The sequence below is a fragment of the Deltaproteobacteria bacterium genome, assembly GCA_016208165.1.
Classification (GTDB): domain Bacteria; phylum Desulfobacterota; class Desulfarculia; order JACQYL01; family JACQYL01; genus JACQYL01.
The window spans coordinates 1-24,915 of sequence record JACQYL010000126.1 but is presented as its reverse complement, the minus strand read 5'-3'; the positions used below and the strand labels follow the sequence as shown (position 1 = coordinate 24,915).

The following is a 24,915-nucleotide window of genomic DNA, read 5'->3' as shown; positions in this document are numbered from 1 at the left end:
ATCGTCGTGGAAGAGGTTGGCCAAACCCCTCCCGAACAGGTACAAGAAATCGCTCCTCCCGTCTGGGAGACATTCTTTCCTTGCCCCCCGGTCTTTTAATGGATGACATATCTACATGGCGAACGAGTATGTGGACTTCAACACGGAATCGGCCAATCAGAAGATACACAACGGCCTGGTGAAGATGCACGGGGAAAAGGCAGCCAGGGACATCTCACGTCGCTTCTGCTTTCCCGCTGCGACACCACTGCCGTGTACTTTTGGGGCAGGATGGACCGGTACAAGATATAGGGGGCTACGACAAAGAAAGCAACCCTCCTCTTCGTGGACGGTGCACGATGTGATATCACATAGAATCATTTTGGATCACTTTTATGGTAGATTTATCTTGACTTTTTCTGATCTTTTTTGGTATCTTTCATTACACCCTTGCAGAGAAAGGAGGAAGTCATGGTAAAGAAACAGCGTGTCGTCTTCACATTTGATGAACGTAGCCTTAAAAGCCTTGAGGACATCAAGGAGCAGGGCCATTTCTCTTCACTTGCAGACACCGTGCGGGAGTCGTTGCGGGTCAGCCGGGCACTGCAGTCGCAGGCAGAGCAAGGCTATACTGAAGTTATTGTCCGGAATCCAAAAACCAATGAGGAGCGTGTAGTGGTCATTCCAAGCCTCCATCCAGACTCAGATTCAGATTGAGGACCACGGCATGAATGAGACTCTTGAAAGGCCCCCAAACCAAGCCTCAGAATCAGAAGAGGTGATTGAAGCAGGCGACGTGCAAGGCCTTGAAGATGAACTCCCTTTTCACGAGGCAAAACATCGCGCAGAGACGTCTCGACTGCTCGCCGTAATGTTTGCATGGATACTCTCCTTAAGCATGTTGATTCATTATGGGGTCACTGCCGTAGTGATGTGGTACGGTAAGGAATCCATGGCAGAGACGCTGGCAAAGATCTTCAACATTTGGTTGCCTGTGATTTCTGGCCTCATGGGCAGCGCGGCAACCTACTACTTCACCAAGGAAAAATGATGGTAAATAAAGCGCCCCGGAAAGCTGGCAATGGTGCTTCTTTGGGAGAAGACGGTCAATCAACCTACTTCCTGAACTGCTACGAGATCTCTAACGCAGATTCGCTCTCATGGGACGTCGCAGTCTATCGAGTCAAAAAGGTCGATGGGCAGCCGTCTCCTCATGACGAGAGGGGCGAACTAAAAAGCCTCTTCTGGGACTTTAAACGAGGCGAATTCAAAAGCGTGTGTGGCGGCTATGGATTCATCATAGATGTGGATGATGACGCCATCGCAATTCCGGGAAAATGGGCGATCCCAGAGGGTATTGAGCGCAATGGCTATGTGATTAACCGAGCCAACAGATTCACGGCATGCGCGGCAAATCCGGGACACAGAGCTGTTGTTGCTGGAATTATCCGTGAGGGACTGAGGAAACACTTCAAGGAGCATACTCCGGAAGGCGTCGGTGATCTTTGGCAGGATTACGGAGGCTTCTGCCAGATGCCGAGTGAAGTTGGGCAGGATGAATACTGTTTCTGTCGGCGCTTTAATATTGCGGCAAAGGTTATGAGCCAAAATCGGTGGGTGGTGGAATTCGTGATCAATACTGCAACCCTGGATGGCAGAACAATCGGGGACTACTACGCGGGAGGCTCTGTTGCAGAATTGGTCGAAATGATCGGAGCCAAACAGGCAAACCGGCTGAATCGGGAAAACCGGCAGACAGCGGTCAGGATCTGGCTGGATCGATCCGTCGGAACCTTGAAAAGAGCGGAGGTTCTTGAGCTTTGCGAGCCAGAGTCATTCGTTAATCATTCGAATCTTTCGCAGGATGAGCAAAAGAAGCTAACGGGCATCACTATGAAATGCCGAAGATTCAAAGGGAATCCGATTGAAATTCCGATTACGAATGTGAGGCTTATCCTGGATACCCAAATCACACAAGAGGATCATTCGCAAACCATTATTGACCCAGCTGATCGTGTGCATCTGATGAAGCTCCTACGCGACTTCACCGACGGCGCAGATCTTTACGAACAGAGGATGTCTTTAGCAGAGTCCCCTTTTTCCGCAAAGCATTTTCCGCATCTTTTGATAGCGCCGCCTGCAATCAGGGTCAGAGATAAGGATGGCGGTGAGAGCGTTCTGGGAGTGGATGCAGTTGTTTCTAATCAAGCCCTCCAGGATAGGGCTCGAAGGCGCCTGAATCATGTAAGGAAGTTTGGGTTTTTGGAGCAACGCCCTCTCTTCCCTCTACTGGCGTGCCCGCAGGATTTCGGAAAAGACCGTGCCTCTCGCATGAAATACGATCTTAATCGGATATTGAAAGACCTAGGAATCGGCATAGGTTTGAAACGTGGATATTCTATGACAATGTTGAAACGATCCGCAAGGAAATTGAAAAGAATCAGTTTAACACTCTGGTGGCAGTCCTTCCTGAAGGATCGAAGAGCCCCCAAAAACCGGATGACACTCACGAGCAGATTAAGCAACGCATTCAGGTTCCGTCGCAGTGCATACAAGTTGATAACACTCTGCCAGAGTACTGGGCGTCAAAGCCAGCAAGACAACTTCAAACCGGTGACCGTCGCCTTGCCAATCGGGTCAAGAATCGTTACGAGTTGTGTCTCTTCAATTTGCTCGCAAAACACCACTGGATACCATTTTCCCCTTCGGATTCCTTCTACTACAATACTCACGTTGGGCTAGATGTTGGCGGACGACATAACAATCGTGTAATGGCATGTCTGGGATATGGCTTTGAAAATCCGGATGGCGGGCTTGTATTTCGTCCAGAGGAAATACCGCTGAACACGCAAAAAGCAGAACCAGTTCCGACAGAGTTCCTGTACAGAGGGCTACTCCGCCTCTTCGAAGTGATGCAAACTGAGATAGTCGAAATAACAGGTTCCTGCAATTTTGAGAGAACAATATTTTTTCGAGATGGGCATCTGCATGGTGACGGCAAAGCATGGAACGAATTGGAAGCGCTGATACAGCTTCATTCCGAGCTCCTCAGTAGAGGTTGGGTAACCCACAGTTCGGTTTGGACAGCTGTTGAAATTCTCAAGCGGGCAGAAGATTACCGTATTTTGCGCGGGGACAGTTCCTCTCGAACCATGAACCCTACGGTAGGATATTGCGCATTTCCTTTTGAAGATGACAAGCAGGCGCTGATATGCACAACTGGCGCGCCTTATCTCTCTCAAGGTACTGCGAGCCCTCTCAAGATCAGAATTGTTGAGATTTATGGCCAATCTGAGGTTGAGAAGGTGATCAGAGATCTTATTTGGGAAGCGGATATGTGTTTCACGAAATTAGATATGGGACTTGGACTCCCTTGGGTGCTTCATGTTGCTGATCAGGGGGCACTGCAATTATCCCATTCGTATAAAGTATCCGGGATCACTCTTTGAAGTCATTGATTAACGTCTGGATCGTCCGCCTTTCCCAAGTATCGTACTGATCCTTCTGGTCATTAAACAAGGCCCAAGCAGCCGTCAGCAGATCTGTTCCTATTTTGGGGCTTTCGCCTTTGGCGAGTGTCTCCCTTGTCCGCTTTATCCCGGCGCTGTCATAAAGAGGCAATTCTAATTTCCTGCAGGCGGCAATCGAACATGACAAGCATGACCTGACAATGTCGGAAGCGGCATAGGCGGCCAATTCATTGGCGTTGCTTTTCTTCAGATGCTCCCATTTCGACATAGTCATTTCAAGTGGCTGTAGATATTCCGATGTCCAGCCCACCTCTCTGCTAGCAGTTACCAGAGCTCTTGCCCTCACTACATATGGTGGATGCCCTTTTGAGATCTTGTATGGGTCGACTCCGTCTCTATTCACCGCATCATGAAAAGCGGAAAGAAAGGACGGACCACAAGTCCATAATGCGATAAGGTCGGAAGCCAGTTCAAAGGTCCAGTTCTTTTCTTTAGGATCTGGAAGCCAAAGGTTTAAAATATTGTTTACAAGCTTCTTAGCCCTATCTTTGGTAGCTCCTCTGTCGGCTAGACTTCTCAAATGAAGACGATTGACCTCCTTGCTGAGTTCGGCAGTAAAGTCATTACCGAATTTCTTGCCATGCCTGGTAAGTAGCGCATGCGCCAGCTCATGGCAAAGCCATGGATATGAGAGAAGATCAATATCATCCAAATTATTGTCACCCTGGAACACTATGATGTCGATAGCATTGGCTTCTATCAAACTTTCTGACGGCATGTTGACGCTATTATGCCCCCACTGTCTTCCATAGTTCGGAATTATTGTGTTTGGAAGCCTTACGGTACCGGTGCTCCATTCTTTTGCAACGCTTTGGATCAAGAAAGCATCTAAATCGAATCGATCCCCGAAAGTACTGGGAAGGATTTGAATAAGTGAGTCTACGTAATCTATCGCCTTTTTCGCCTGTGATGCTTGTGCGCTGCCGGCTTCAATAGCAGCCTTAGTCTCTTCAAGGAAATCCTTGAGCCTGTGACCTACCTCTATCAGGGGAGTACCTTCATAGGATTCCTTCAATTTTGAAATCGTTTGGTCCAGTCGTGCAATATGTGACTGATTCCTACGACCCATTCTGTTACCCATGCACGGATCTCCCGATGTAAAGGTTTCGAAAATCACTATAAACCGATACAAGAAACATCAAGTTCTTACTATAGCGAGCTCTACAATTTCAATCACTGTTTCTATGCAACGACTCACCTGTGGGACAAACGGACATTGTTTGATCGTTGACTTATTTCGCTCTGAAGCAGTTCCTGAATGGCTCCACCGCCTGCGATCAGCTCTTCATCCTCCTCCGCCCTCTTCACCGCACGGCAGATGGGCGGCCAGTCGTTCAAGAAAGTCCGTCCGATGATTACCATCCTCGAAAATGGCTTGCCTTCCGATTCCTCGGATAATGATTTGATGCAGCGCCGGGAGCGTCAATGCGACCTTGCCTCGGCATGCGTATCTGATGACCGCTGTGCACTTGCATTTCAACAAAGAAACAACGTCCCTATGCCCATATGGGGCCGGCAACCACCGATCCCGACGCCAATTATAAGTCAGGAATCGGGTCTTTATGGCCAGACACTAGTAAATAAATGGAACTAGCCGTTTAACCTTCTGTCTATAGGAGCGGTACTCTTCAGCAAATGCTTCGGATAGCCAGCTTTCCTCTATGGAAAGCACACGTAAGACCAGTATGAGGTAGATGATAAACAGGGCAATTACGAAAAGCGACTGTACCACAAGCGCAAGGCCCAATGTCACAGACAATACACCGGCATTTAGTGGATTCCTCAACAAAGAGTATATACCCCAGGTAACCAGCGGGTCCTGGGAGCGTGGAGCAAAACCGCCAGGCTGAAAGGTGTTGCGCAGAGCCAGGAAACCAAATACGACCATTGCGGTACCGCAAATTATTAAAGCAATGCCAATAGCCTCTAGCCCATAGATTAGCCAAGGGATGTCTATATCCAAGTGAGTCAGATCTAAGATCTGATACCAACCTATAATCAGGGAAACAGCAATCAAAGGGATAAATAAAATGAGTATACCTGTGTTGAAGTAGTTCTCTGCCATGACTATACCTTGTCCTTCGGGTTTAATCTGCAGAAATCTCCCGGTGCAGACCAGCATAGCCCCGCCCTGCAATGCCAACACTACGAATAAAAATATCCCAACTCCTTGCTCGCCAATAAGATGCATGAATATCCTCCTTGTCACCTAACAACGTTTATATGGTTTCTTCACAACACCTATGGGCGGAAAATCGCAGCATAACATCCCGAAGGTTGAAACGGCATAAGTCGTTGAATTGCAGACGATTAGACAACCTGTAGCCCGCAGGGAAACGAGATATATGGTTTCTGTATAAGACACCATCGCTTCACCTCTACAAGTCGTCCAAGGGGCTCTTGACTCCCTTGCCGCCCCGGTTGAGTACGTGGATGTAGATCATGGTGGTTTTCACGTCTTTGTGCCAAGGAGTTCCCGAACTGTCCTGATATGCGCGTTGTATGGGGACGGAGCGTTGTATGGGGACGGGGTTGATTTTGTGCGTTTCTATTCTTCAACGGACAATGCATTAACCGAGACAATCTGTCTACCCCTGCTGATCAGCCCGGGTGACCGCCGACTGGCTTATCTCGAGTTTCTTTGCAACCTCAGTTGCGAATCAAAGCCCAGCCCAAACAGGGCGCTGCAGTCTCAAGCAGCAGTTTCGCCGGGCGATCGACCAACCGGTTTCTGTCGGTATCGTCATGGAAGAAGTTGGCCGTTAGATCCCTCGGCAGATGATGCGATACATCCCCCGGCGCATCGATGCGTGCTATTCGTTGCATGAGGTTTCTATTTCATAGCTGATGAAACAAGGAAACGCGCAAATTCAACACCGTCCCCCTCTTTTCACACAACACCGTCCCCCTCTTTTCACACAACACCGTCCCCCTCTTTTCACAAATTCAACTCCGTCCACTTTTTTTCACTGATGCTTTTTAGGCGAACCCCTACCATGGCCGGGCCGAATGGCAGACCCCCACTTCGATGTTGACCTTGGTGGCCCCTCTATAAATGAACAGCTCCCTGTTCGGGCTTATGAGCAAGGTATGTAATAAAAGGGCTTAGGTGGGGCATCATGCGCACTATAAGCCGACCTGTCCTATTTTCGTACTGTCCTCTATAAATCACTTCAGTAACCGAAAAACCTATATTTTCTAGAAATTCAACAACTTCCATTTCCGTATATTCCCTGACATGCCCCATGTGTCCCAGCGTTTCCAATTTCCGGTATTCGGCGTATATGTTTCCACAGCAGGAGTGCGCTCTGCCTTTAAACAGAATATTTATGATGCCTTTGAGAGATCGCAAATTCGGGCTGGACAGCACTAATAGCGCCTTCGGTTTCATAACACGAAGCACTTCCGATAATGTGAATATCGGATTTATGCGAAGATGCTCAAAGATTTCGTTGAAGATAATCGCATCAAACGAGTTATTTCCAAAGGGCAGTTTCTCCGTTTCAATGTCACATTTAACCACGGCCATGCCGAGCCTACTTATGCTTGAAGCATATCTTTCCGGGGCGATGTCACATCCAGTAACATAATAATTGCTCTTTGACAGAGCATTTGTAAAGAATAAAGGTATGGAGCCTAGTTCAAGTACGTCCGCTTCCCGCGCAACATACATTTTTACTATATCGAGATCGAATGCAAGTCTTAATGAATGAATCGATATATATTCTCTGTGCCAATCCAGCAAAGATTGGTCTTCCGGAACCAAGTCGACCGCACTATCTTTTATGGCCTTCATAGACCATGGTGAAGGAGAAAGCGCTTGGCGTGCCGACTTCATGGATACTCCTCTCAATAGCGCCGGCCGTGGGACCGGCAACACGAGTCACTACGGCGCGAGCCGCACCAAACGGAAGCCCACGTCCGCGTAAAAGTGGGACGGGGTTGATTTTGCATAAAAGTGGGACGGGGTTGATTTTGCGTAAAAGTGGGACGGGGTTGATTTTGGGCGTTTCTATTCCTCAACGGACAATCCATTTCCCCCGGAGACCGTATCGGCGATCCATCTGGACGGAAACATAGTCCAACACCTTTTCCACAAGATCGCCGGCGTCCGGAATTCGTTCATCGCATTTCAAATGGATCTGCATTTTCCGCATGGATTTCAAAACGCTCCACCCGCCGCCGCTTCTTAGCAAACCGCCTCCGGTCAATTCCGGCTTCCGGCCTTGCGCCAGAGCTTTTTCAACAAATTGATGGATGATGAAACGGGGAAACGCGCAAAATCACCACCGTCCCTTTTTTTCCTGCACTGCTTAGAAGATCAAGAATTGGATAATGATTGCTGAAGGTTGCCTGTCATCAGTGGCTATGTAGCGGCAGTGGATTGGCAATCCGATACATTGGCTGAGTTGCTTTTTCAATATTCTTCACGATGGAGTACCGTATTCGACTTGTTGAATGCACGTCTTATTTTTTTTAAAGCTTCAAGGAGACCTGCTATGTCCTGTTCATTCGAAACTGCGAGTTGTGCAAATTCAATGCTAGCTTTTACTAAACTGAAAGCAGGACCATAAATTGCCGGATACTCTACCGATCCCTTCAATTTCTTGGCTTTGCGGGCTAACTCCTCCAGTTCATGCTTCCACTCCTTTAATGATTTGGGTTCTAATTTGTTTTGATTTTCCACTTGTGGTTTTTCCAGGCTTTCGATAATTCGATTATTTTGTTTGGCTATCATATATGTTTCTTTTAAACTTCGTTTGATACCACCACCGAAATATATATTTCGAACTCCCAGAAGACCGTCATAAACGATTTTACCCTTGAAAGGCAATAAAACCGTGTCGACATATAAAGGTACATTCGATTTGTACGTCAACTCGTCGAAGCCCTGGGAAAGCCCCAATACGCCGTATACTTTTTCCTCCTGAATAAAAACGGCGTATTGCTTTATAAGTCTTTCAATGAAAAAACTGCCCCTAATGTATTTTTTCCACTCCAAAATGATAGCCAAATGTTCTGATGAAAAATTATGTGGATTCTCGTGAACAAACGAATCGATGAGCTCTATGTTTTCGTAAAGTGCCTCGCGAACTTTTACCTTTTGGTCGGTAGTAGAATCAGCATATTCATCAAGGCTTTTAATATCAAGAATGCCGAGCTTATGATTTACATAGAATTGTAGCGCCCACATTAACTGAAAAAAAAGCTTGGCATGTTGCTCTGGAAGTTTCATTATTTTCCTCGCGTGCATGCAGGTACATTGTTTCATCGTTGACTTACTTGAGTCTAAAGCAGTTCCCGAACGGCTCCTCCGGCTGCGATCAATTCTTCATCCTCCCCTGCTATCTTCACCGCACGGCAATTGGCCGAACGGTCTACATTCAGTCGACGCGCGGCTTCTCTTCCAGAGATCGACCAATCCCGAATGGCCGTAAGACCGATCAGCGCGTGTGCACGTGCGACATTCGGACGCCGTGAGGAACCGACCAAGTTCCCACTCGCTCGTTATCATCATCGAAAATCGCTCGCCTTTCGATTTCTCGGATAATGATGTAATGCAACGCGGCGGGCGCGTCAATTCGACCTTGCCTTGGCATGCGTCTCTGATACCCGCGGTTGTCGCTTGCTTGTCAACAAAGAAACAACGTGCCTCTTTACTATTATTCGGTCGAAAGGCCGGAGGATTCTGGACTCGGTTCGCCCACCCGTGGTTTCACCGTCTGTTGCTTCTTCCCTTCGGCGGTTCGTTTCACAGATCGAAGATCGACCGGCGGATTGCGGTTTTCACGTCTTTTGCCTCGTAGATAAGCCACAAGCGCCTTGACATCACAGTCGTATTCCTTTGCGATGGCGTCTTTGACCTTCCAGAGTTCCGTGATGATTTCGTCAGCCATTTCCGTATACTCCCATGAGTTCCTGAGGTGTACATATCTCCGGATACGCATACCCCACCGCCGAACAGACCGCTCGTTTATTATATCAGAAAACCAAGCAGACACAACATTTGGTATAGCTCGGACCCGCCCCAAAAGCACACCATCCTTGCCAATCGTGATAATCCGCGTATTCGATTTGTGGCCGTCCATAGCAGGGCGCTTGACTTTACCGGTGGAATACATGAGCGCAAAGCGTTGTAGAGGCGGCAATTACAGAGGGCTGACACCAATGCTGGAACCATGTCGGGAAGAGTAAAGACACCGCCGCCGCGCCACGAATCCGCGCGCCTACAGCGGCAGGAACAAAATCGCTTCTCCCGCCTGGGTGAAGTTTTTTCCTTGACCCCCGGTCTTGTAATGGATGACCCATCCACGTGGCGAACGAGTATTGTGAAACGCCTTGAAAGAAAAATGACCGGTGAGGTATGGTCGAAAACCAAGAGAAAAGGTTCCGAACGGGTTTGGATGCGGCGTTGGCGGGATGTTGGGCGGCTTCACGCGCCTTTCGAGCCTTCAAGCCAAAGCAAGGCCTCGAAGGCGGGCAAAAAGGGCATGCGGGGCCTCTGCTTGAGAGAGTCGCCGCATACTTCCGGGGCAAGACAAGTCCATACGAATAGAATCGATTGGAGGTTTGTCATGATGAAGAAATCAAAGATGGCTGCTTCTGTTGGATTGGCTCTGACTATGCTGTTTTATTTAACCCTATTCGTGCTGCCAACGGAGACCGAGGCAAAGTCGGAAGTCGTTGCCATTGAAGGAATAAGCTATAATGTGAATGCCTCAATGGCGGACAACTTAAAATCGTTTATCGGAAAAAAAGTGTATGTGACGCTCGATTCGGGAAAAACCTTGGCCGGATTCGTTAAGGAAGTTTGAGACAACTTAATGCATCTGGAAAAATTAGAAGGTAAAGAGTATTTTGACGCCCTTATCCGGATAGAAGATATCAGCGCCATCGACACAAGATTCCGGGACATCCAACGCTGATTTGCATGTTTTCTGCTTTAGACCTGGATCCATTGTTGTTGATCTCTCATAGAGAGCCATTACGTGGTCGTCGTGATGGGGCCGCCGGTCTGAACCGCATCGCCCGGTTCATGGTGGATTCAAGGGACGAACGTTCGCACCAGCCGCGGATGTTGGGTTAGCGAGCGCAGCGAGCGAAACCCAACGGATGCCCCATGTTGTTGGGTTTCGCTATGCTCAACCTAACCTACGGCTCCTGAGCCGTCAGCTCTCCGGGACGCCCGGCGATGGATGGGTGGCCCTGAACTTGTTGTCCGGGTCCAAGGACAGAAGGTGACTATACGTCTTAAATCATAGGGCTGCGTGATATTATACGCCGGGTGGCGCCTCTTGTTGCTTCGCAACGCGGACAACGAGTTGTCCGCGCTACCCCGCCATGGCGTTCGTCGGGGCGAGATGCCGATGCGGCGAAATCCGGACGCCCGGCGATGGATAAATGCACGGCGGGGGAGGTTCCTCGGCTGGTCGGGGGCCGGCTCCAGGTCACCCCGCGGAACGCGGGGTGACCCTCGCTTAAGAAGTCTTGGGAGGGGTTAGGGGAACCCTTCTTCAGAAGGGTTCCCCTAACGCTATAGATGCCTTCCATCACCGGATCTCGAAAGGATACGCCTCGATCTCGCAGACCCGCTCGGCGATTTCCCGCCGCAGGGCGATGGTGTCGATGGGTTGATATCGGCACAGTTTTTTGATCGCCATGAGCTGCGTTCTAAGGGCCTCCGCTTCCTCGACCCGGGCCATGGCCTGTTTGGCCCAGCCTTCGACCTTGAGCACCATGTCGTTCACGTACACTTTCACCGCGTTGACATACAGCTTGGCCTTTTCCTCGCCCACCCGGTCGACGACCTTGAGGGCTCGAAGCAGACCGCTTTCCATGGCAAAGATCTCGATGATCATGTCGCTGATCAAGGCCAGCACTTCCTGCTCCTGCTCGAGCTTTTCCATGTATTTCTGCGCCGCAACGCCAGCCACCATCAGGGCCGTTTTCTTCATCATGCGGATCATGTGTTCCTGAAGAGCCAGCGGTGTTTCCGGCAGTTCGACGGCCATGGGAGAATATTCCATGATTTCCGAAGTCAGGGTCTGGAACGCCTGCATCAACGGAAGCTCTCCCTTCATGGCCCGGCGCAGGACGGTTCCGGGAATCAGCAGCCGGTTGATTTCGTTCGTGCCTTCGTAGATGCGGTTGATCCGGGCGTCACGATACGCCCGTTCGGCCGGATACTCGCTGATGTACCCATACCCGCCCATGACCTGGACGTACTCGTCCACCACGTAGGACAACACTTCCGATCCGTACACCTTGTTGATCGAGCACTCGATGGCGTATTCGCCGATGGCTTTGGCGTTCTCTTCGCCCTCTTTCTTGGCCTTTTCGTCCAGCGTGCCGAGTTGATCGTCGAACATCCCCGCCGTGCGATAGATCATGGATTCGGCCATATAGGTGCGAACGGCCATTTCGGCCAGTTTGGCCTGAATCATTCCGAATTTGCTGATGGGCGTTTTGAACTGAATGCGGCCGTTGGCGTATTTGGCGGCCTCGCCCACGCACCGTTTGCATCCGCCCACCGTCGCTGCGCCCAGTTTCCACCGACCGATGTTCAGGATGTTAAAGGCCACCTTGTGGCCCTGACCCACCTTGTACAGCACATTCTCCACCGGTACGGGAACGTCCTCGAGGATCACGGCCCGGGTCGAGGAGCCGTGGATGCCCATCTTTTTTTCTTCAGCGCCGGTGGAAACGCCGGGGTATTTGGCTTCCACGATGAAGGCGGTGAATTGCTCGCCGTTCACCTTGGCGTACACCACGAAGGTGTCCGCCCATCCCGCATTGGTGATGAACATCTTTTCGCCGTTCAGGATGTAATGGCTTCCATCTTCCGAAAGCACGGCCTTGGTTCGGGCGTTCAGCGCGTCCGAGCCGGCATTGGCTTCCGTCAATGCGTACGCGCCGAACAATTCGCCGGAAGACAAGCCGGGCAGGTATTTCCGCTTCTGTTCTTCCGTTCCGAAATAGACAATGGGCAGGGTTCCGATTCCGGTATGCGCTCCGAAGGCCACGGCAAAGGAGGCCGCGCACCCCAGAGCCTCGGTCACAACCGTGGTGCTGACCTTGTCCAGACCCAATCCGCCGTATTCCTCGGGAATGTCGGTTCCGTTGAATCCCAGTTCCCCGGCCTTCAGCAGAATCGTTCGAAAGGTCTCGTGATCCTTGCCCTCGACCTTCTCGATGTTCGCCAGGACTTCCTTTTCAACAAAATCTTCCGCCGTTTCGAGGATCATGCGATGTTCGTCGCTGAAGTCCTCGGGAGTAAACACGTCCGCAAAAGAAAGGTCGGTAATGAGAAACTCGGCCCCTTTGAAAACTTTTCGCTCGGACATTTCAAGCACTCCTTTCCTATCGATTCGTTAGCTATCACGCTACGCCAGTTCGAAGATCCCCGCAGCGCCCATGCCGAAACCCACGCACATGGAAACGATTCCGTAGCGCACGTTTCTCGCCTGCATCTCGTGCACCAGTTGCGTGGTCAGCTTGGCGCCCGTGCATCCCAGAGGATGTCCCAGCGCGATGGCGCCGCCGTTCACATTGGTGATGTCCGGATTCAGTCCGAGCTCGCGCATGCAATAGATGGCCTGGGCCGCGAAAGCTTCGTTCAATTCCACCAGACCCACCTGGTCCAGCGTCAGTCCCGCCAGTTTGAGGACCTTCGGAATGGCCACGGCCGGCCCCACGCCCATGTATTCAGGCTCGACGCCGACGGCCGTATAGGTCCTGAAATAGGCCATGGGTTCGAGGCCCAGTTCATCCGCCTTTTCCTTACTCATGAGAATCACCGCCGCGGCTCCGTCGCTCATCTGGGAGGAATTCCCCGCGGTAACGGTGCCGGTGGGTTTGAACGCCGGACGCAGTTTGCCCAGACTCCCGGCCGTGGTTCCGGGCCGCATACCCTCGTCCGTATCGAACGTGATCTCGGACTGCTCGAACCGGCCTTTGTCGGTCTTCTTCTGAACCTTGACGGCCATCGGCACAATCTGGTCCTTGAACCGGCCTTCCTTGATGGCCTTCTCCGCCCGCTGCTGGCTGAGGGCGCCGAAAGCGTCCTGCTCCTCGCGGCTGATGCCGTACTTCTCCGCGACGTTTTCCGCCGTAAGTCCCATGGGCTCGTACGCGCCTGGGTGCGAGGCCACCAGAGCCGGGTGCGGGGACAGGTTGCATCCCCCCATGGGTATCAGACTCATGCTTTCAACGCCCCCGGCAATCACCACGTCGGCGAATCCACACATAATCTTTTCCGCTCCAATGGCTATGGCCTGAAGACCGGAAGCGCAAAACCGATTGACCGTCATTCCGGGAATGGAATCCGGCAATCCGGTAGCGGCGACCAGTACGCGGCCCAGGTTCAGTCCCTGCTGCGCCTCGGGAAAGGAACATCCTATGATCACATCTTCGATTTCTTCCGTGTTCAGGCCGGGTGTCCGGCGGATCAGTTCCTTCAGCACCGTAACGCCCATGTGCTCGGGCCTGGTTTGGCTCAATACGCCTTTCGGAGCTTTTCCGACCGCGCTCCTGCAAGCGGTTACAATGACGGCTTCCTTCATGTTCGGACTCCTCCTGTCCAGGGACCGGGCGAACCGTTATGGATGGTTCGGGTTCGTCCGGTCGTATGATTCATGGCAAGTCTGCGGGTCATGACTACTCGACTAGTTCCGTAACGGTTTGCCCGTGGTCAGCATGTGCTGGATGCGGGTCTGTGTCTTGCGGTCGCCGCAGAGACTGACGAAGGCCTCGCGTTCCAGGTCGAGCAGATACTGTTCACTGACCAGCGTGTCGGGCAGGACCTCTCCTCCGCAGAGAACCCGGCCCACTTTCTTGGCCACCGTCACGTCGTGGTCCGTAATAAACCCGGCTTTGTGCATGGTGTAGACCACGTAGTCGAAGATCGCAATGCCGTCCGTGCCCATGACTCGGATCTCGTCTTTGGGCCGGGGCGGCCGGTACCCTTCCGCGTTCATAGCCAGTACGGTCTGTTTGGCGTCGTGAATGAGATAGTCGCGGTTGATGGTGAACTTGTCGTTGGAACGGAAGAGTCCCATTTTTTGGGCCTCGGGACCGCTGGTAGCCACCTTGGCCATGGCAATGGTTTCAAAGGCCCGGGCCACAAAAGGCAGCAGATCGATCTGCCGGTTGTACACGCCGCCCTTGGGCACTTCGAACAAGTGCTAGGTATTGCGGATGACCATCTCTTTACACCCTCCGCCGGCGGGAAGAAGCCCGACACCGACCTCGACGAGGCCGATATACGTTTCCGCGGCGGCTCGAACCCGATCCGCGGCCAGGCAGACTTCACAACCTCCTCCAAGGGCCATGCCCGCCGGAGCGGCCACCACGGGCTTGTCCAGGTATTTGAGTTTCATGAACGCCTTCTGGAGCTGGGCCACTTCCCAGTGAAGATCGTCCCATTCCTCCTCCTGGGCCGCGAACAGAATCATGTACAGGTTGGCCCCCGCCGAGAAGTTTACACCATGGTTTCCGATGACCAGACCCTCGAAATCCCGGCTTACAATATCCGCGCTCTTATGCATCATGGAAATGATGTCCGTACCCAGAGCGTTCATTTTCGTGTGAAATTCGAGACACGCCACACCATCCCCCAGGTCGATAAGAGTGGCGCCTTTGTTGCCCGCCACGGTCTTGTTGCGATCCTTGAGGGAAGGCAGGAGGACGATCTGCGGCGGGATTTCCAGCTGTTTGCAGGTATTGGAGGCCACGTCATAGAAATACCGGGCGCCGTTTTCGCTCTTGTAAAACGACTCGATTCCGGCGTCGAGCATCGCCTGAACCCAGGAGGGAATGACGTAACCCGCTTCTTTCATCTTTGCCGTTGATTTCTTGACGCCCAGCACGTCCCACGCCTCGAACGGTCCCATCTCGCGGGCGAACCCCCACCGCATGGCGTTGTCTATGTTCACGATGTCGTCGGCGATTTCCGGAATGCGGTTGGCCGTGTAAATCAGGCTTTCGGATAGGGTCTTGAAGGTGAATTGGCCGGCTTTATCTTTGGCGTAATACAAACCGCGCATCTTGTCCGATGTTTCTTCCAGCGTCTTAATGGCTTCCAGGGAAGCAAAGCGTACCTTTTCCTGGGGCGTATATTCAAAGGTGTTCAGGTCGATCGAGAGGATCTCCTTGTTCCCTTTTTCATCCGCGCCCTTCTTGTAAAAACCGCCGTTGGTCTTGTCCCCGAGAAAATTCCGTTCAATCATGGTCTTGAGCACAGCCGGAACCTCGAACTCGGAGCGGCACTCGTCGTCCGCGGCGTTGTCATACACATTAGACGCAACGTGGGCCATGGTATCGAGCCCCACCAGATCGGCCGTGCGGAATGAAGCGCTTTTGGGATTCCCGATGACGGGTCCGGTGATCTTGTCCACCGCCTCGACGGTCAGACCCAACTCCTGCATGACCCGTATGGCCCGCATCATGGAATACATACCAATGCGGTTGGCCACAAAATTGGGAGTATCTTTGGCATATACGATGCCTTTGCCCAGTCGCTCTTCCCCGATCCGCGCCACGGCTCCGACGACTTCGGGAAGCGTTTCGGGACCGGAAATGATTTCGAGCAGCTTCATGTACCTGGGAGGATTGAAAAAATGGGCGCCCACGAAATGTTTACGGAAATCTTCGGAGCGTCCCTTGCACATGTCCGCCACGGGTATTCCGGAGGTATTGGTGCTGACGATGGTTCCCGGAGTCCGCACGGTTTCGATCTTCCCGAACAAGCCGTTCTTGATGTCCAAGCGTTCGACCACGGCCTCGATGATCCAGTCCACCTTCCCGAGCAGGCTGAGATGATCCTCCAGGTTTCCGGTGGTAATCAGCTTGGCGTTTTCGGGCGCATAGAACGCGGCGGGATTGGCTTTGAGGGCGTTCCGGAGTCCCGAATCCGCCAGTTTGTTGCGGAACGCGGGCGCGTCGGGAGAAAGGCCTTTGGCTTCGTCCTGGGGGGTGAATTTGGGCGGTACGATGTCGAGCAGAATGGTTGGGATGTCGGCGTTGGCAAGATGGGCCGCGATGGCGGCGCCCATGACGCCCGCGCCGATGACCGCGGCCTGCTGGATGTTGGGTTTCATGCGGTCCTCCTCACATTGAATGAACCATCATTCGTATTGAGTTAAAAATATAACGCCTTGGAATCACGGATCAAACCAAAAATGAATGAATTCTCATTCATAAAAAGACCGTACCATAGCCCTCTCCCCAAGTCAACGGTTTTTTTCACCGATTTCAGGCGTTGCAGGCGAGACGCAAACCGCGCGGCAACGAGGGCATCAAAAGGGCTTCTCCCCGGCATGCCCATCACCCGCCATAGTGCGCGAGATGGGGTGTCCCTTCGCCGGTGATCAGTCGAGCTTAATTCAGGAATTCTCTCGAAGGACAGGGGCCCGCTCGCCCCTCTCTTCCATTCTCCCGTGAGCGCCTCCCGAAGGGCGCCGCCTGCTTCAAACGTTTCCCCCCGTCCGCAATCGAACGGACCGGCGGGGGCTCTCAGTTGCCGCCCATCAGTCCCTCTTCACGAAAACTGAACACGTTCCCCTGGGCGATAATCATGTGATCGTGTACGGTAATGCCCAGGTCCTTCGCCGTTTTCACAAGCGTCCTGGTCAGTTTCTTGTCCTGTTCCGAGGGATCCGGTGAACCGGATGGATGGTTGTGCACCAGTATCATGGCCGAGGCTTTGTATTTCAGCGCCCTCTCGAGGATCTTTCTCGGATATACTTCCGCTCGATCCACGGTGCCTTCCTGCAGTACCTCGTCCCGAATGATCCGGTTCTGGTTGTTCAAGAAAAGGACCCGGAACTGCTCGTCGCTCAGATGGGCCATCTCAAGCCGGCAATATCGGACCAGGTCAGGCGTTCCGGAGATCTGGCGCTGCTTTCGGGCCTCTTTGAGGTGGTACCGGGCCATGACGTCCCGGACCAGCTTAAACAGGATAGCCGTGTGTCCGCCGATTCCATCCACTTCGCACAACTGCTCGATATCCGCGTCCAGAACCCCTTCGTAACTGCCGAACGTTTCGATCAGACGCTTGGCCAACGGCTTCACGTCTTTCAAGGGGATGGCGTAGGTCAGGAGCAGTTCGATCGCTTCGTAGTCCGCCAAAGCGTCCATCCCGGCGTTCAGATAGCGTTCTTTGAGTCGTTTTCGGTGGTCGATGTACGAGGGCTTGGGTGTCGTGGACGTCTTTTTCAATCGGGTCTCCTGGGAGCATACGCTCATGCAATTGCAGGTCTGAGCACGGGTCATGCGGCATGGGGCACGGACCCGTTCGTTGTTCCGGCGTCCCCACAGGGACGTTTGGGCCTATTTTATCAGAAGTTTGGGCCTGAAGTAAGAGAAGCATGCTTGTGTTGAGCCGGTTCTTTGTGAAATAATCGGGTTCAGGTTCTCAGAAGCAGATAAACCATCAGGCAAATCGTAAGACACGCCTGCTCACTTCCGTTCTCTTGCATGGATATCGGACGAAACACTCGAGAGAAAGACGAAAGAACCATGTCAAAAACCCTTTTCTGGTTTCAGGCCGGGGGATGCGGCGGCGACAGCATGGCTTTTCTGAGCAACAAATGGCCGAACATCTCTGAATTCATACGACTCAACCACATCGAACTGCTCTGGCATCCGTCCTTTTCGGATGGCAGTCCCGCGCAGTATATCGAACTGATCGACGCCCTGCTTTCCGGAGAGCAACCTCTGGATATCTTGTGCGTGGAAGGGTTCGTAGTCCGAGGGCCCGGCGGCACCGGCATGTATGACACACTGGAAGGAAAGCCCAAGAAAGACCTCATTGCGGGCATGGCCAAACGTGCGGAAGTGGTCGTGGCCGTCGGGACGTGCGCTGCTTTCGGCGGCGTCGGAACCGTGGGAGAAGTGGAAGCCGTGGGACTTCAATTTCATAGAGAGACCATGGGGGGGTTCCTGGGAAAGGACTATCGTTCCCGGAGCGGGCGGCCGGTAATCAACCTGCCCGGCTGTCCGTGCCACATGGGTGTCACCACCGGCGCTTTGTCCATGATCGCCTCCGGCTCGCCGCTCCCGCTGAACGAGCACAACGCGCCCCTGGATTGGTACGGACTCCTGGTCCACCAGGGATGCATTCGCAACGAATATCACGAATACCGGGTGGAGGAAAACGATTTCGGCCAGCGGGGCTGCTTGTTCTTTCATATGGGGTGCCGGGGTCCTCTGACGCGCGGACCCTGCAATAAACTGCAATGGAACGGACAACGGTCCAAGACGTCGGTGGGCGTGCCCTGCTCCGGCTGCACGCGGCCCGATTTTCCCCAGTCCAACCCTTTCTTCCGGACACGGAACATCGCGGGCGTTCCCATAGACCTGCCGGAGGGAGTGGATCGCGCCCATTATCTGGCTTACAAAGGCATGGCCGCCGCTGCCGCGCCGGAGCGGTTGAAAAGCAGGAAGACCCGCGTCTGAAGCACGGCATACGCCGGCGAACCGTTTCGCCAACCACCGGACGGGATGAATGACACGGAAACGAAATCTCGAAGTGCCGCTGAATCGCGTCGAGGGCGATCTCCGCATATCCGTTGAAATGGACGACATGCGGATTTCGGACGCATGGAGTTCGGGTCTCATGTACCGGGGCTTCGAACGCATGATGATCGGCCGGGGGGCCCTGGACGGCCTGGTCATCACGCCTAGAATCTGCGGCATCTGCAGCACGGGCCATCTGAACGCGGCGGTCCTCGCCCTGGAAATGATCGCCGGCGTCAAACCTCCTCCGGACGCCCTGCGAATCCGCAACTTGACATTGCTCACGGAAAAACTGCAGAGCGACATGCGCCAGGCTTTTCTCATGTTTGCCGTGGACTTCGCCAATCCCCTCTACCGGGATCTGCCGTTATACGAAGAAGCTGTCCGCCGATACCGGGCGCTTCACGGGGAAACCTCCCTGGAAGTGATCCGGGAAACCGAAAAACTCATCGGGATCATCGGTATACTGGGAGGTCAGTGGCCCCATTCCGCCTTTATGGTTCCGGGAGGAGTAACCTCGGTTCCCAGCGGAAGCGACCTGCTGCACTGTCGCCTGTTGTTGAATGAATTCCGTTACTGGTATGAACGCCGCATTCTCGGTTGCTCGATCGAGCGTTGGCTCGAGGTGCGAAGCGCAACGGACCTGGATGAATGGCTCGAGGAACGTTCCGAGCATCGCGAAAGCGATCTGGGATTCTACATACGGTTTGCACGGGCGGTGGGGCTCGACCGGATGGGCCGCGGCCACGGCGCTTTCGTCTGTTCCGGAGGGTGTGACCTGCCGGAAGGCACCTCGGTAAAGAGTCCCACCGGAAGCAGGAACCTCATCCCGGCGGGATTTTCTCAGGGAACCCGCGTGGCGGAGTTCGACCAGAAGAGCATCAGCGAACACGTGGCTCATTCCTGGTTCATCGATTATCCGGGAGGAAGGCACCCCTTTGAAGGAGAAACGCGTCCTTATGCCTCGGGCCGGGAGGCAGGCAAATATTCCTGGGCCAAAGCCCCACGTTACAACGATGCGCCCGCGGAAACGGGTCCTTTGGCGGAGACCGTTGTGAGCCGCAATCCGCTTTTCACGGACCTCGTCGATAAGGACGGGCCGAACGTGTTTGTGAGAGAACTGGCCCGCCTGACCAGGCCTGCCCGGTTTATTCCGGCCATGGAAGTGTGGGTTTCCGAAATAACGGCCGACGGGAATTTCTATGGTTCGCCGGGTGAAATTATCGAAGGCCGGGGCTATGGGCTGACGGACGTGACCCGTGGAGCCCTCGGGCACTGGGTCGAAATCCGAAAAGGCGAAATCGAGCAGTACCAGGTCATCACCCCCACCGCCTGGAACGCTTCGCCCCGGGATTTCCACAATATCCGGGGCCCCATGGAGGAGGCGCTCCTCGGTACGACGGTGAGGGATCCGTCCAATCCCGTGGAGCTGGGCCACGTGGTGCGGTCCTTCGATCCCTGTCTGGTCTGCACCGTACATGCCGTCAACGCATCGTCCGTCCGGGAAATCGGATAAAGTCGCGGCCGTCCCCGAGGAACGTGTCCAGGGATAATCATGGAAGCTGATGGTCTTGATTCTAAGATGTCCCTAACAAATTCTATTCATCGCGTTCTATGAATACGAAACCGAACGAGTACAATACCAAGAGAAGGGAACTCTCGAAGCTGGAACTCCTCGCCGAGAATGCCCAGCTCTATGAAGAAGTGCTCGTAGCCCAGAGGGCGTCCGAGATCACCGCAGAGCTCGTGGTCGAGCAGTTTGTCAAGCTGGACGAGTTTTTAAAGCACATAGAAGAGAAGGCGGCGACGGAAAGAGAGTTGCGGCAGCGGCTGGCCGAGAAACTGCACGAGGCCGAAATCAGGGAGCGCGAACTGGCCGAAGCCCGAGCAGAGGCTGAAGCCGCCAATCATGCCAAGAGCGCATTTCTGGCCAACATGAGTCACGAGTTGCGTACGCCGTTGAACGCCGTCATCGGTTACAGCGAGATGTTGATCGAGGAAGCGGAGGAGAACGGCCGGGAGGAGTTCGCTTCAGACCTGCGGAGGATTCTGGACGCGGGCAAGCATCTGTTGACACTCATCAACGAAGTGCTCGATCTTTCCAAGATCGAGGCCGGCAAGATGGAATTGTACTTGGAGACGTTTGACGTTTCGGACACGCTTCGAGACGTGGTGAATACGATTCAGCCTTTGGTGGACCGGAATGCCAACACCCTGGTAGTCCGGTGTCCCGAGAACGTGGGCTCCATGCACTCGGATCGCACCCGGCTAAGGCAGGCGCTTTTCAATCTGCTCGGCAACGCCTGCAAGTTCACCCACGAAGGGACCATCTCGCTGAACGTGGCTCGGGAATCACTATACGGAGCCGACTGGCTTGTCTTCAGCGTGGGCGACACGGGCATAGGCATGACGTCCGAGCAAATGGATCGGCTGTTTCAGGCGTTCACGCAGGCGGACGCTTCCACGTCGGGCAAATACGGCGGCACCGGGTTGGGACTGGCGATCAGCAAGCGCTTCTGTGAGATGATGGGAGGGGACGTCACCGTCGAGAGCGACCACGGAAGGGGAACCACTTTCACCATCCGCCTGCCGGCTTCGCTCGATGAAACCGGCGTAGCGCAGGCCGCCGAGACCGAGTATAGCCTCGAACCGGCGCCGGATACGGCTAAGACCGTGCTGGTCATTGACGACGACGCTGTTGTGCGAGACCTGATGAAGCGTTTCCTCAGCAAAGAGGGTTTTCTCGTTGAGACCGCCGCCGGAGGCAAGGAAGGGCTACTCCGGGCCAAGGAACGGCGCCCCGACGCCATCACCCTCGATGTGATGATGCCCGGCATGGACGGATGGGCCGTACTGACGGAGTTGAAAAGCGATCCCGACCTGGCTCGCGTTCCGGTAATCATGCTCACCATCGTGGACGACAAGAACATGGGTTACATGTTGGGGGCGTCGGACTACTTGGCCAAACCGATTGACCGGCATCGCCTGATGGACGTCCTGCAAAAGTTCATTCCGCGTCAGGAACTGGAATGATGTCCAAAATACTGTTGATCGAGGATAACGAGGCGAACCGGGACATGTTGTCGAGACGTCTCCAGCGCAGGGGATACGAGGTGATCCTCGCCGTCGGCGGCGAGGAGGGTATCGCATTGGCCAAATCGGAAAAACCTGAACTGATTCTCATGGATATCAGCCTGCCCGACTTGGACGGTTGGGAAGCCACCCGCCGGATCAAAGCGTGTCCCGAAACCCGTTCCATTCCGGTAATCGCACTGACGGCGCACGCCATGTCGGGAGATCGGGAAAAATGCCTGGATGCGGGCTGTGAAGACTATGATATAAAACCCGTGGACCTGGAGCGGCTCCTGAGTAAGATGCAGGCCCTCCTGAAATAGGCCGGCGCCCCCGTGACCGCTATGGAATTCAAATCCCGGAAGACCCCGATCCGGCCGGCGGACGGCGCGATCGAGAAGGATCCCGACGCGAACCTGACCCGGCGAGCGCTGCCGGCCAACCTCCGTCATGAACTGCGCACCCCTTTGAACGCCGTGATCGGATACAGTGAGATGCTCATCGAGGTCGAGGAAGAATCCAATCGGAACGAGTTTGCCCGCGATCTCGAAAAAGTCCGCACGGCGGGCAAAGATATGCTGGCGATCGTGAACGAGATTCTCGATCCTCCCCAGTCGGGATCCGAACCGGTTGATTCCGACATCGAGCAGATCGGGGCCCGCCTGGAGTACGCGCTCCGGACGCCCCTGAATACCGCCGTCGGCTATTGTGAACTGCTTCTGGAAAACGCCGAATGTTTGGACAGAAAGGACCTTATTCCGGACTTGAAGAAGATTCTGGAAGCTTGCCGGCGTTTTCTGTCGCTCATTAAAGATCTCGTCCACTTCCCCGGGATCGAAGGCGGCGTTTTGGATACCGCGATCGAGGCCTCGGACACCTTTAGCCGGGCCAAGAGCCTGGTGAACGAGATCCAGCCGATCCCGAGGGAGGACGTCTTGGCCGCTCCGCCCCGGCGCAGCTCTCTGCTCGTGGTTGACTACAACGAGATGAACCGCGATCTGCTATGCCGGCGCCTCGAACGACAAGGCCATCTCGTCGCGGTGGCGGAAAACGGTCTCAGGGCTTTGGAAATGATTCAACAAAACACGTTCGACCTGATCCTCCTCGACATTCTGATGCCGGAGATGAACGGATACCAGGTGCTGCAGCGTCTGAAAAGCGATGACCGATGGAGAGACGTTCCTGTAATAATGATCTCGGCTCTGGAGGAGATCGACGGCGTGGTCCGATGCATCGAAATGGGAGCGGATGACTATCTGACCAAACCGTTCAACCCGGTACTCCTGAGAGCCAGAATCAATAACTCGTTGGAGAAGAAACGCCTGAGCGACCTGGAAAAAGAGCAGAAACGCATACTGAATGAAACTTTTGGCAAATACGTTGCAGAGGAAGTTCGGGACGAGGTGCTTTCCGGCCGCATGCCGCTGGATGGCGAAGTCAAGGAGGTGTCCGTTCTGTTCGCCGACCTCCGCAGTTTCACGCCGCTGACCGAATCCACCCCACCCAAAGAAGTCGTCAGGATTCTGAACACCTATCTTACTGAAATGGCGACGGCGATCCGAAAACACAACGGCTCCATATTGCGATACGTGGGTGATGAGATCTACGCGGTATTCGGCGCGCCCATGCCGATCGAGGACCATCCTCGCCATGCCCTCAGGGCCGCCCTCGAGATGAGGCGAAGCCTGACGGCCGTCAACGAGAACTTGAGGCGGCAAGGCTACGCCCCACTCAAACACGGCATCGGCATACACTCGGGCCGCGTATTGGCGGCCATCATCGGCAGCCCGGACAGGCTCGCCTACGATCTGGTGGGAGACGCGGTGAATCTGGCTTCCAGAATTCAAGGACTTACCAGGAAGTTCGGGACGGACATCCTCATAAGCGCCGAGACACGGGCCGCCGTGGGAGACGATGTAACCGTAAGAAGGCTTCCCCCGACCAGAGTCAAAGGGAAACAGGATCCCGTGGAAATCTTCGAAGTCATTTAAGCGCCCCGTCATAAACTTTCGAAAGATCCTTGCGATGAAAATCGTTTTTCTGGGTACAAACGGTTGGTTCGATACGCCTACAGGGAATACTTCGTGCGTTCTGATCGATGGCGGATCCTTTTGTGTGGTTTTGGACGCGGGAAGTGGATTCTCAAAACTCGATCGATACCTTCAACCGGATAAACCGGTTTTTTTGTTCTTGAGCCATTTTCATCTGGATCATATTGTCGGCCTCCACACCCTGGTAAAATTCTCTTTTGACCGGGGCCTGCGAGTCTTTGGTCCCAAAGGCTCCATAGACGTTTTGAACACCATACTAAACCATCCCTTTTCCATACCGTTGCGCCATCTTCCGTTCAGGTTCGAAATATCGGAACTCCCAATAAACGATCCGGAGTTTCCATTTGACGTTCAATGGTTCGAGTTGGTGCACACCCCATTATCCATGGGCTACCGATTTCATATGGAAGGAAAAGTCATCGCCTATTGCCCGGATACCGGATACTGCGAGAGCGCTTTAAGACTGGCGGAAAATGCGGATATACTCATCTCGGAATGCTCGTTCAAGTCCGGGGAGTCTCTTCGGAATTGGCCGCATTTGAATCCGAAAGAGGCCTCCACCATCGCCAAACAGGCCAATGTGGGCCGGCTCGTGTTGACCCATTTCGACCCGAGCCGATACCTGACTTTGGATGATCGAAAGGCCGCGGCCACTGAAGCAAAGAAAATCTTCAAGAATTCCATTGCCTCCGAAGATGGAATGGTAATAGAGATATAATATAATTGAAAGCGTTGTGTTACTACCGTCGCCGCTCCGGCGTCGAGAG

22 protein-coding genes and 1 pseudogene are annotated in these 24,915 nt (G+C 53.6%); 11 read left to right on the top strand and 12 right to left on the bottom strand.

Annotation, left to right across the window (positions count from 1 at the left end; translation table 11 throughout):
* Positions 1-450: 450 nt before the first annotated feature.
* The 4 genes from HY788_22755 to HY788_22740 are packed head-to-tail and all read left to right on the top strand — an operon-like array spanning position 451 to position 3,428.
* Positions 451-696, top strand: coding sequence for a hypothetical protein (locus HY788_22755; protein ID MBI4776965.1), 246 nt, complete (start codon positions 451-453; stop codon positions 694-696).
* 10 nt (positions 697-706) lie between these two features.
* Positions 707-1,030, top strand: a complete 324-nt coding sequence (locus HY788_22750) for a hypothetical protein (GenBank protein ID MBI4776964.1) — start codon at positions 707-709, stop codon at positions 1,028-1,030.
* Complete coding sequence (locus HY788_22745; GenBank protein MBI4776963.1) at positions 1,027-2,721, top strand: hypothetical protein; 1,695 nt, start codon at positions 1,027-1,029, stop codon at positions 2,719-2,721. The genes HY788_22750 and HY788_22745 overlap by 4 nt, the downstream gene beginning before the upstream one ends.
* Before the next feature lie 29 nt (positions 2,722-2,750).
* Complete coding sequence (locus HY788_22740) at positions 2,751-3,428, top strand: hypothetical protein (protein ID MBI4776962.1); 678 nt, start codon at positions 2,751-2,753, stop codon at positions 3,426-3,428.
* Here the strand turns inward: HY788_22740 and HY788_22735 are convergent.
* The 8 genes from HY788_22735 to HY788_22700 form a co-directional block, all read right to left on the bottom strand.
* Positions 3,418-4,590, bottom strand: a complete 1,173-nt coding sequence (locus HY788_22735; GenBank protein MBI4776961.1) for a hypothetical protein — start codon at positions 4,588-4,590, stop codon at positions 3,418-3,420. The genes HY788_22740 and HY788_22735 overlap by 11 nt on opposite strands.
* Before the next feature lie 113 nt (positions 4,591-4,703).
* A complete protein-coding gene (locus HY788_22730; protein MBI4776960.1) occupies positions 4,704-4,847 on the bottom strand; it encodes a hypothetical protein in 144 nt (47 codons plus the stop codon).
* Between the two features lie 235 nt (positions 4,848-5,082).
* Positions 5,083-5,700 carry an isoprenylcysteine carboxylmethyltransferase family protein gene (locus tag HY788_22725; protein ID MBI4776959.1) on the bottom strand — a complete coding sequence of 206 codons (618 nt, stop codon included), beginning with the start codon at positions 5,698-5,700 and terminating at the stop codon, positions 5,083-5,085.
* Between the two features lie 458 nt (positions 5,701-6,158).
* Complete coding sequence (locus HY788_22720) at positions 6,159-6,335, bottom strand: hypothetical protein (protein ID MBI4776958.1); 177 nt, start codon at positions 6,333-6,335, stop codon at positions 6,159-6,161.
* A 223-nt stretch (positions 6,336-6,558) separates the two neighbouring features.
* The gene (locus HY788_22715) at positions 6,559-7,347 is read right to left on the bottom strand and encodes a class I SAM-dependent methyltransferase (GenBank protein ID MBI4776957.1); all 789 of its coding nucleotides are present in this window, start codon (positions 7,345-7,347) and stop codon (positions 6,559-6,561) included.
* A gap of 181 nt (positions 7,348-7,528) precedes the next feature.
* On the bottom strand, positions 7,529-7,705 hold the full coding sequence (locus HY788_22710; GenBank protein MBI4776956.1) for a hypothetical protein: 177 nt from the start codon (positions 7,703-7,705) through the stop codon (positions 7,529-7,531).
* Positions 7,706-7,926: 221 nt separating this feature from the next.
* Positions 7,927-8,745 carry a hypothetical protein gene (locus tag HY788_22705; protein ID MBI4776955.1) on the bottom strand — a complete coding sequence of 273 codons (819 nt, stop codon included), beginning with the start codon at positions 8,743-8,745 and terminating at the stop codon, positions 7,927-7,929.
* Between the two features lie 427 nt (positions 8,746-9,172).
* Positions 9,173-9,406, bottom strand: coding sequence for a hypothetical protein (locus HY788_22700; protein ID MBI4776954.1), 234 nt, complete (start codon positions 9,404-9,406; stop codon positions 9,173-9,175).
* 678 nt (positions 9,407-10,084) lie between these two features.
* On the opposite strand from HY788_22700, the gene HY788_22695 reads away from it, so the two are divergent.
* Positions 10,085-10,324, top strand: a complete 240-nt coding sequence (locus HY788_22695) for a hypothetical protein (GenBank protein MBI4776953.1) — start codon at positions 10,085-10,087, stop codon at positions 10,322-10,324.
* Positions 10,325-11,059: 735 nt separating this feature from the next.
* On the opposite strand, the gene HY788_22690 is transcribed toward HY788_22695, so the two are convergent.
* From HY788_22690 to radC, 4 genes and pseudogenes are all read right to left on the bottom strand, one after another.
* Entirely contained in the window at positions 11,060-12,853 is a 1,794-nt protein-coding gene (locus tag HY788_22690; protein ID MBI4776952.1) for an acyl-CoA dehydrogenase family protein, read from the bottom strand.
* A 39-nt stretch (positions 12,854-12,892) separates the two neighbouring features.
* Positions 12,893-14,071: a thiolase family protein gene (locus HY788_22685; GenBank protein ID MBI4776951.1), complete on the bottom strand. Its 1,179-nt coding sequence runs from the start codon at positions 14,069-14,071 to the stop codon at positions 12,893-12,895.
* A 102-nt stretch (positions 14,072-14,173) separates the two neighbouring features.
* Positions 14,174-16,606 (bottom strand): annotated as a pseudogene (locus HY788_22680) (3-hydroxyacyl-CoA dehydrogenase/enoyl-CoA hydratase family protein).
* Between the two features lie 415 nt (positions 16,607-17,021).
* The gene (gene radC, locus HY788_22675) at positions 17,022-17,753 is read right to left on the bottom strand and encodes a DNA repair protein RadC (protein MBI4776950.1); all 732 of its coding nucleotides are present in this window, start codon (positions 17,751-17,753) and stop codon (positions 17,022-17,024) included.
* Between the two features lie 273 nt (positions 17,754-18,026).
* Here radC and HY788_22670 point away from each other — a divergent pair, with 273 nt between their 5' ends.
* The 6 genes from HY788_22670 (at position 18,027) to HY788_22645 (ending at position 24,866) form a co-directional block, all read left to right on the top strand.
* Positions 18,027-18,965, top strand: coding sequence for an NADH:ubiquinone oxidoreductase (locus HY788_22670; protein ID MBI4776949.1), 939 nt, complete (start codon positions 18,027-18,029; stop codon positions 18,963-18,965).
* Positions 18,966-19,014: 49 nt separating this feature from the next.
* Entirely contained in the window at positions 19,015-20,541 is a 1,527-nt protein-coding gene (locus HY788_22665) for a nickel-dependent hydrogenase large subunit (GenBank protein MBI4776948.1), read from the top strand.
* A gap of 98 nt (positions 20,542-20,639) precedes the next feature.
* Positions 20,640-22,058 carry a response regulator gene (locus tag HY788_22660; GenBank protein ID MBI4776947.1) on the top strand — a complete coding sequence of 473 codons (1,419 nt, stop codon included), beginning with the start codon at positions 20,640-20,642 and terminating at the stop codon, positions 22,056-22,058.
* Positions 22,058-22,420 carry a response regulator gene (locus HY788_22655; GenBank protein ID MBI4776946.1) on the top strand — a complete coding sequence of 121 codons (363 nt, stop codon included), beginning with the start codon at positions 22,058-22,060 and terminating at the stop codon, positions 22,418-22,420. The genes HY788_22660 and HY788_22655 overlap by 1 nt, the downstream gene beginning before the upstream one ends.
* 21 nt (positions 22,421-22,441) lie before the next feature.
* Positions 22,442-24,088, top strand: coding sequence for a response regulator (locus tag HY788_22650; protein MBI4776945.1), 1,647 nt, complete (start codon positions 22,442-22,444; stop codon positions 24,086-24,088).
* Positions 24,089-24,122: 34 nt separating this feature from the next.
* Positions 24,123-24,866, top strand: coding sequence for a ribonuclease Z (locus HY788_22645; protein ID MBI4776944.1), 744 nt, complete (start codon positions 24,123-24,125; stop codon positions 24,864-24,866).
* The last annotated feature ends 49 nt before the right edge of the window (positions 24,867-24,915 follow it).

Coding starts and splice junctions, on each gene's coding strand:
- HY788_22755 (MBI4776965.1), top strand. CDS start 451: ATGGTAAAGAAACAGCGTGTCGTCTTCACATTTGATGAACGTAGCCTT.
- HY788_22725 (MBI4776959.1), bottom strand. CDS start 5,700: ATGCATCTTATTGGCGAGCAAGGAGTTGGGATATTTTTATTCGTAGTG.
- HY788_22670 (MBI4776949.1), top strand. CDS start 18,027: ATGTCAAAAACCCTTTTCTGGTTTCAGGCCGGGGGATGCGGCGGCGAC.
- HY788_22660 (MBI4776947.1), top strand. CDS start 20,640: ATGAATACGAAACCGAACGAGTACAATACCAAGAGAAGGGAACTCTCG.
- HY788_22740 (MBI4776962.1), top strand. CDS start 2,751: ATGGCATGTCTGGGATATGGCTTTGAAAATCCGGATGGCGGGCTTGTA.
- HY788_22745 (MBI4776963.1), top strand. CDS start 1,027: ATGATGGTAAATAAAGCGCCCCGGAAAGCTGGCAATGGTGCTTCTTTG.
- HY788_22645 (MBI4776944.1), top strand. CDS start 24,123: ATGAAAATCGTTTTTCTGGGTACAAACGGTTGGTTCGATACGCCTACA.
- HY788_22715 (MBI4776957.1), bottom strand. CDS start 7,347: ATGAAGTCGGCACGCCAAGCGCTTTCTCCTTCACCATGGTCTATGAAG.
- HY788_22695 (MBI4776953.1), top strand. CDS start 10,085: ATGATGAAGAAATCAAAGATGGCTGCTTCTGTTGGATTGGCTCTGACT.
- HY788_22705 (MBI4776955.1), bottom strand. CDS start 8,745: ATGAAACTTCCAGAGCAACATGCCAAGCTTTTTTTTCAGTTAATGTGG.
- HY788_22700 (MBI4776954.1), bottom strand. CDS start 9,406: ATGGCTGACGAAATCATCACGGAACTCTGGAAGGTCAAAGACGCCATC.
- HY788_22735 (MBI4776961.1), bottom strand. CDS start 4,590: ATGGGTAACAGAATGGGTCGTAGGAATCAGTCACATATTGCACGACTG.
- HY788_22655 (MBI4776946.1), top strand. CDS start 22,058: ATGTCCAAAATACTGTTGATCGAGGATAACGAGGCGAACCGGGACATG.
- HY788_22665 (MBI4776948.1), top strand. CDS start 19,015: ATGACACGGAAACGAAATCTCGAAGTGCCGCTGAATCGCGTCGAGGGC.
- HY788_22685 (MBI4776951.1), bottom strand. CDS start 14,071: ATGAAGGAAGCCGTCATTGTAACCGCTTGCAGGAGCGCGGTCGGAAAA.
- HY788_22750 (MBI4776964.1), top strand. CDS start 707: ATGAATGAGACTCTTGAAAGGCCCCCAAACCAAGCCTCAGAATCAGAA.
- HY788_22690 (MBI4776952.1), bottom strand. CDS start 12,853: ATGTCCGAGCGAAAAGTTTTCAAAGGGGCCGAGTTTCTCATTACCGAC.
- HY788_22720 (MBI4776958.1), bottom strand. CDS start 6,335: ATGCAACGAATAGCACGCATCGATGCGCCGGGGGATGTATCGCATCAT.
- radC (MBI4776950.1), bottom strand. CDS start 17,753: ATGAGCGTATGCTCCCAGGAGACCCGATTGAAAAAGACGTCCACGACA.
- HY788_22650 (MBI4776945.1), top strand. CDS start 22,442: ATGGAATTCAAATCCCGGAAGACCCCGATCCGGCCGGCGGACGGCGCG.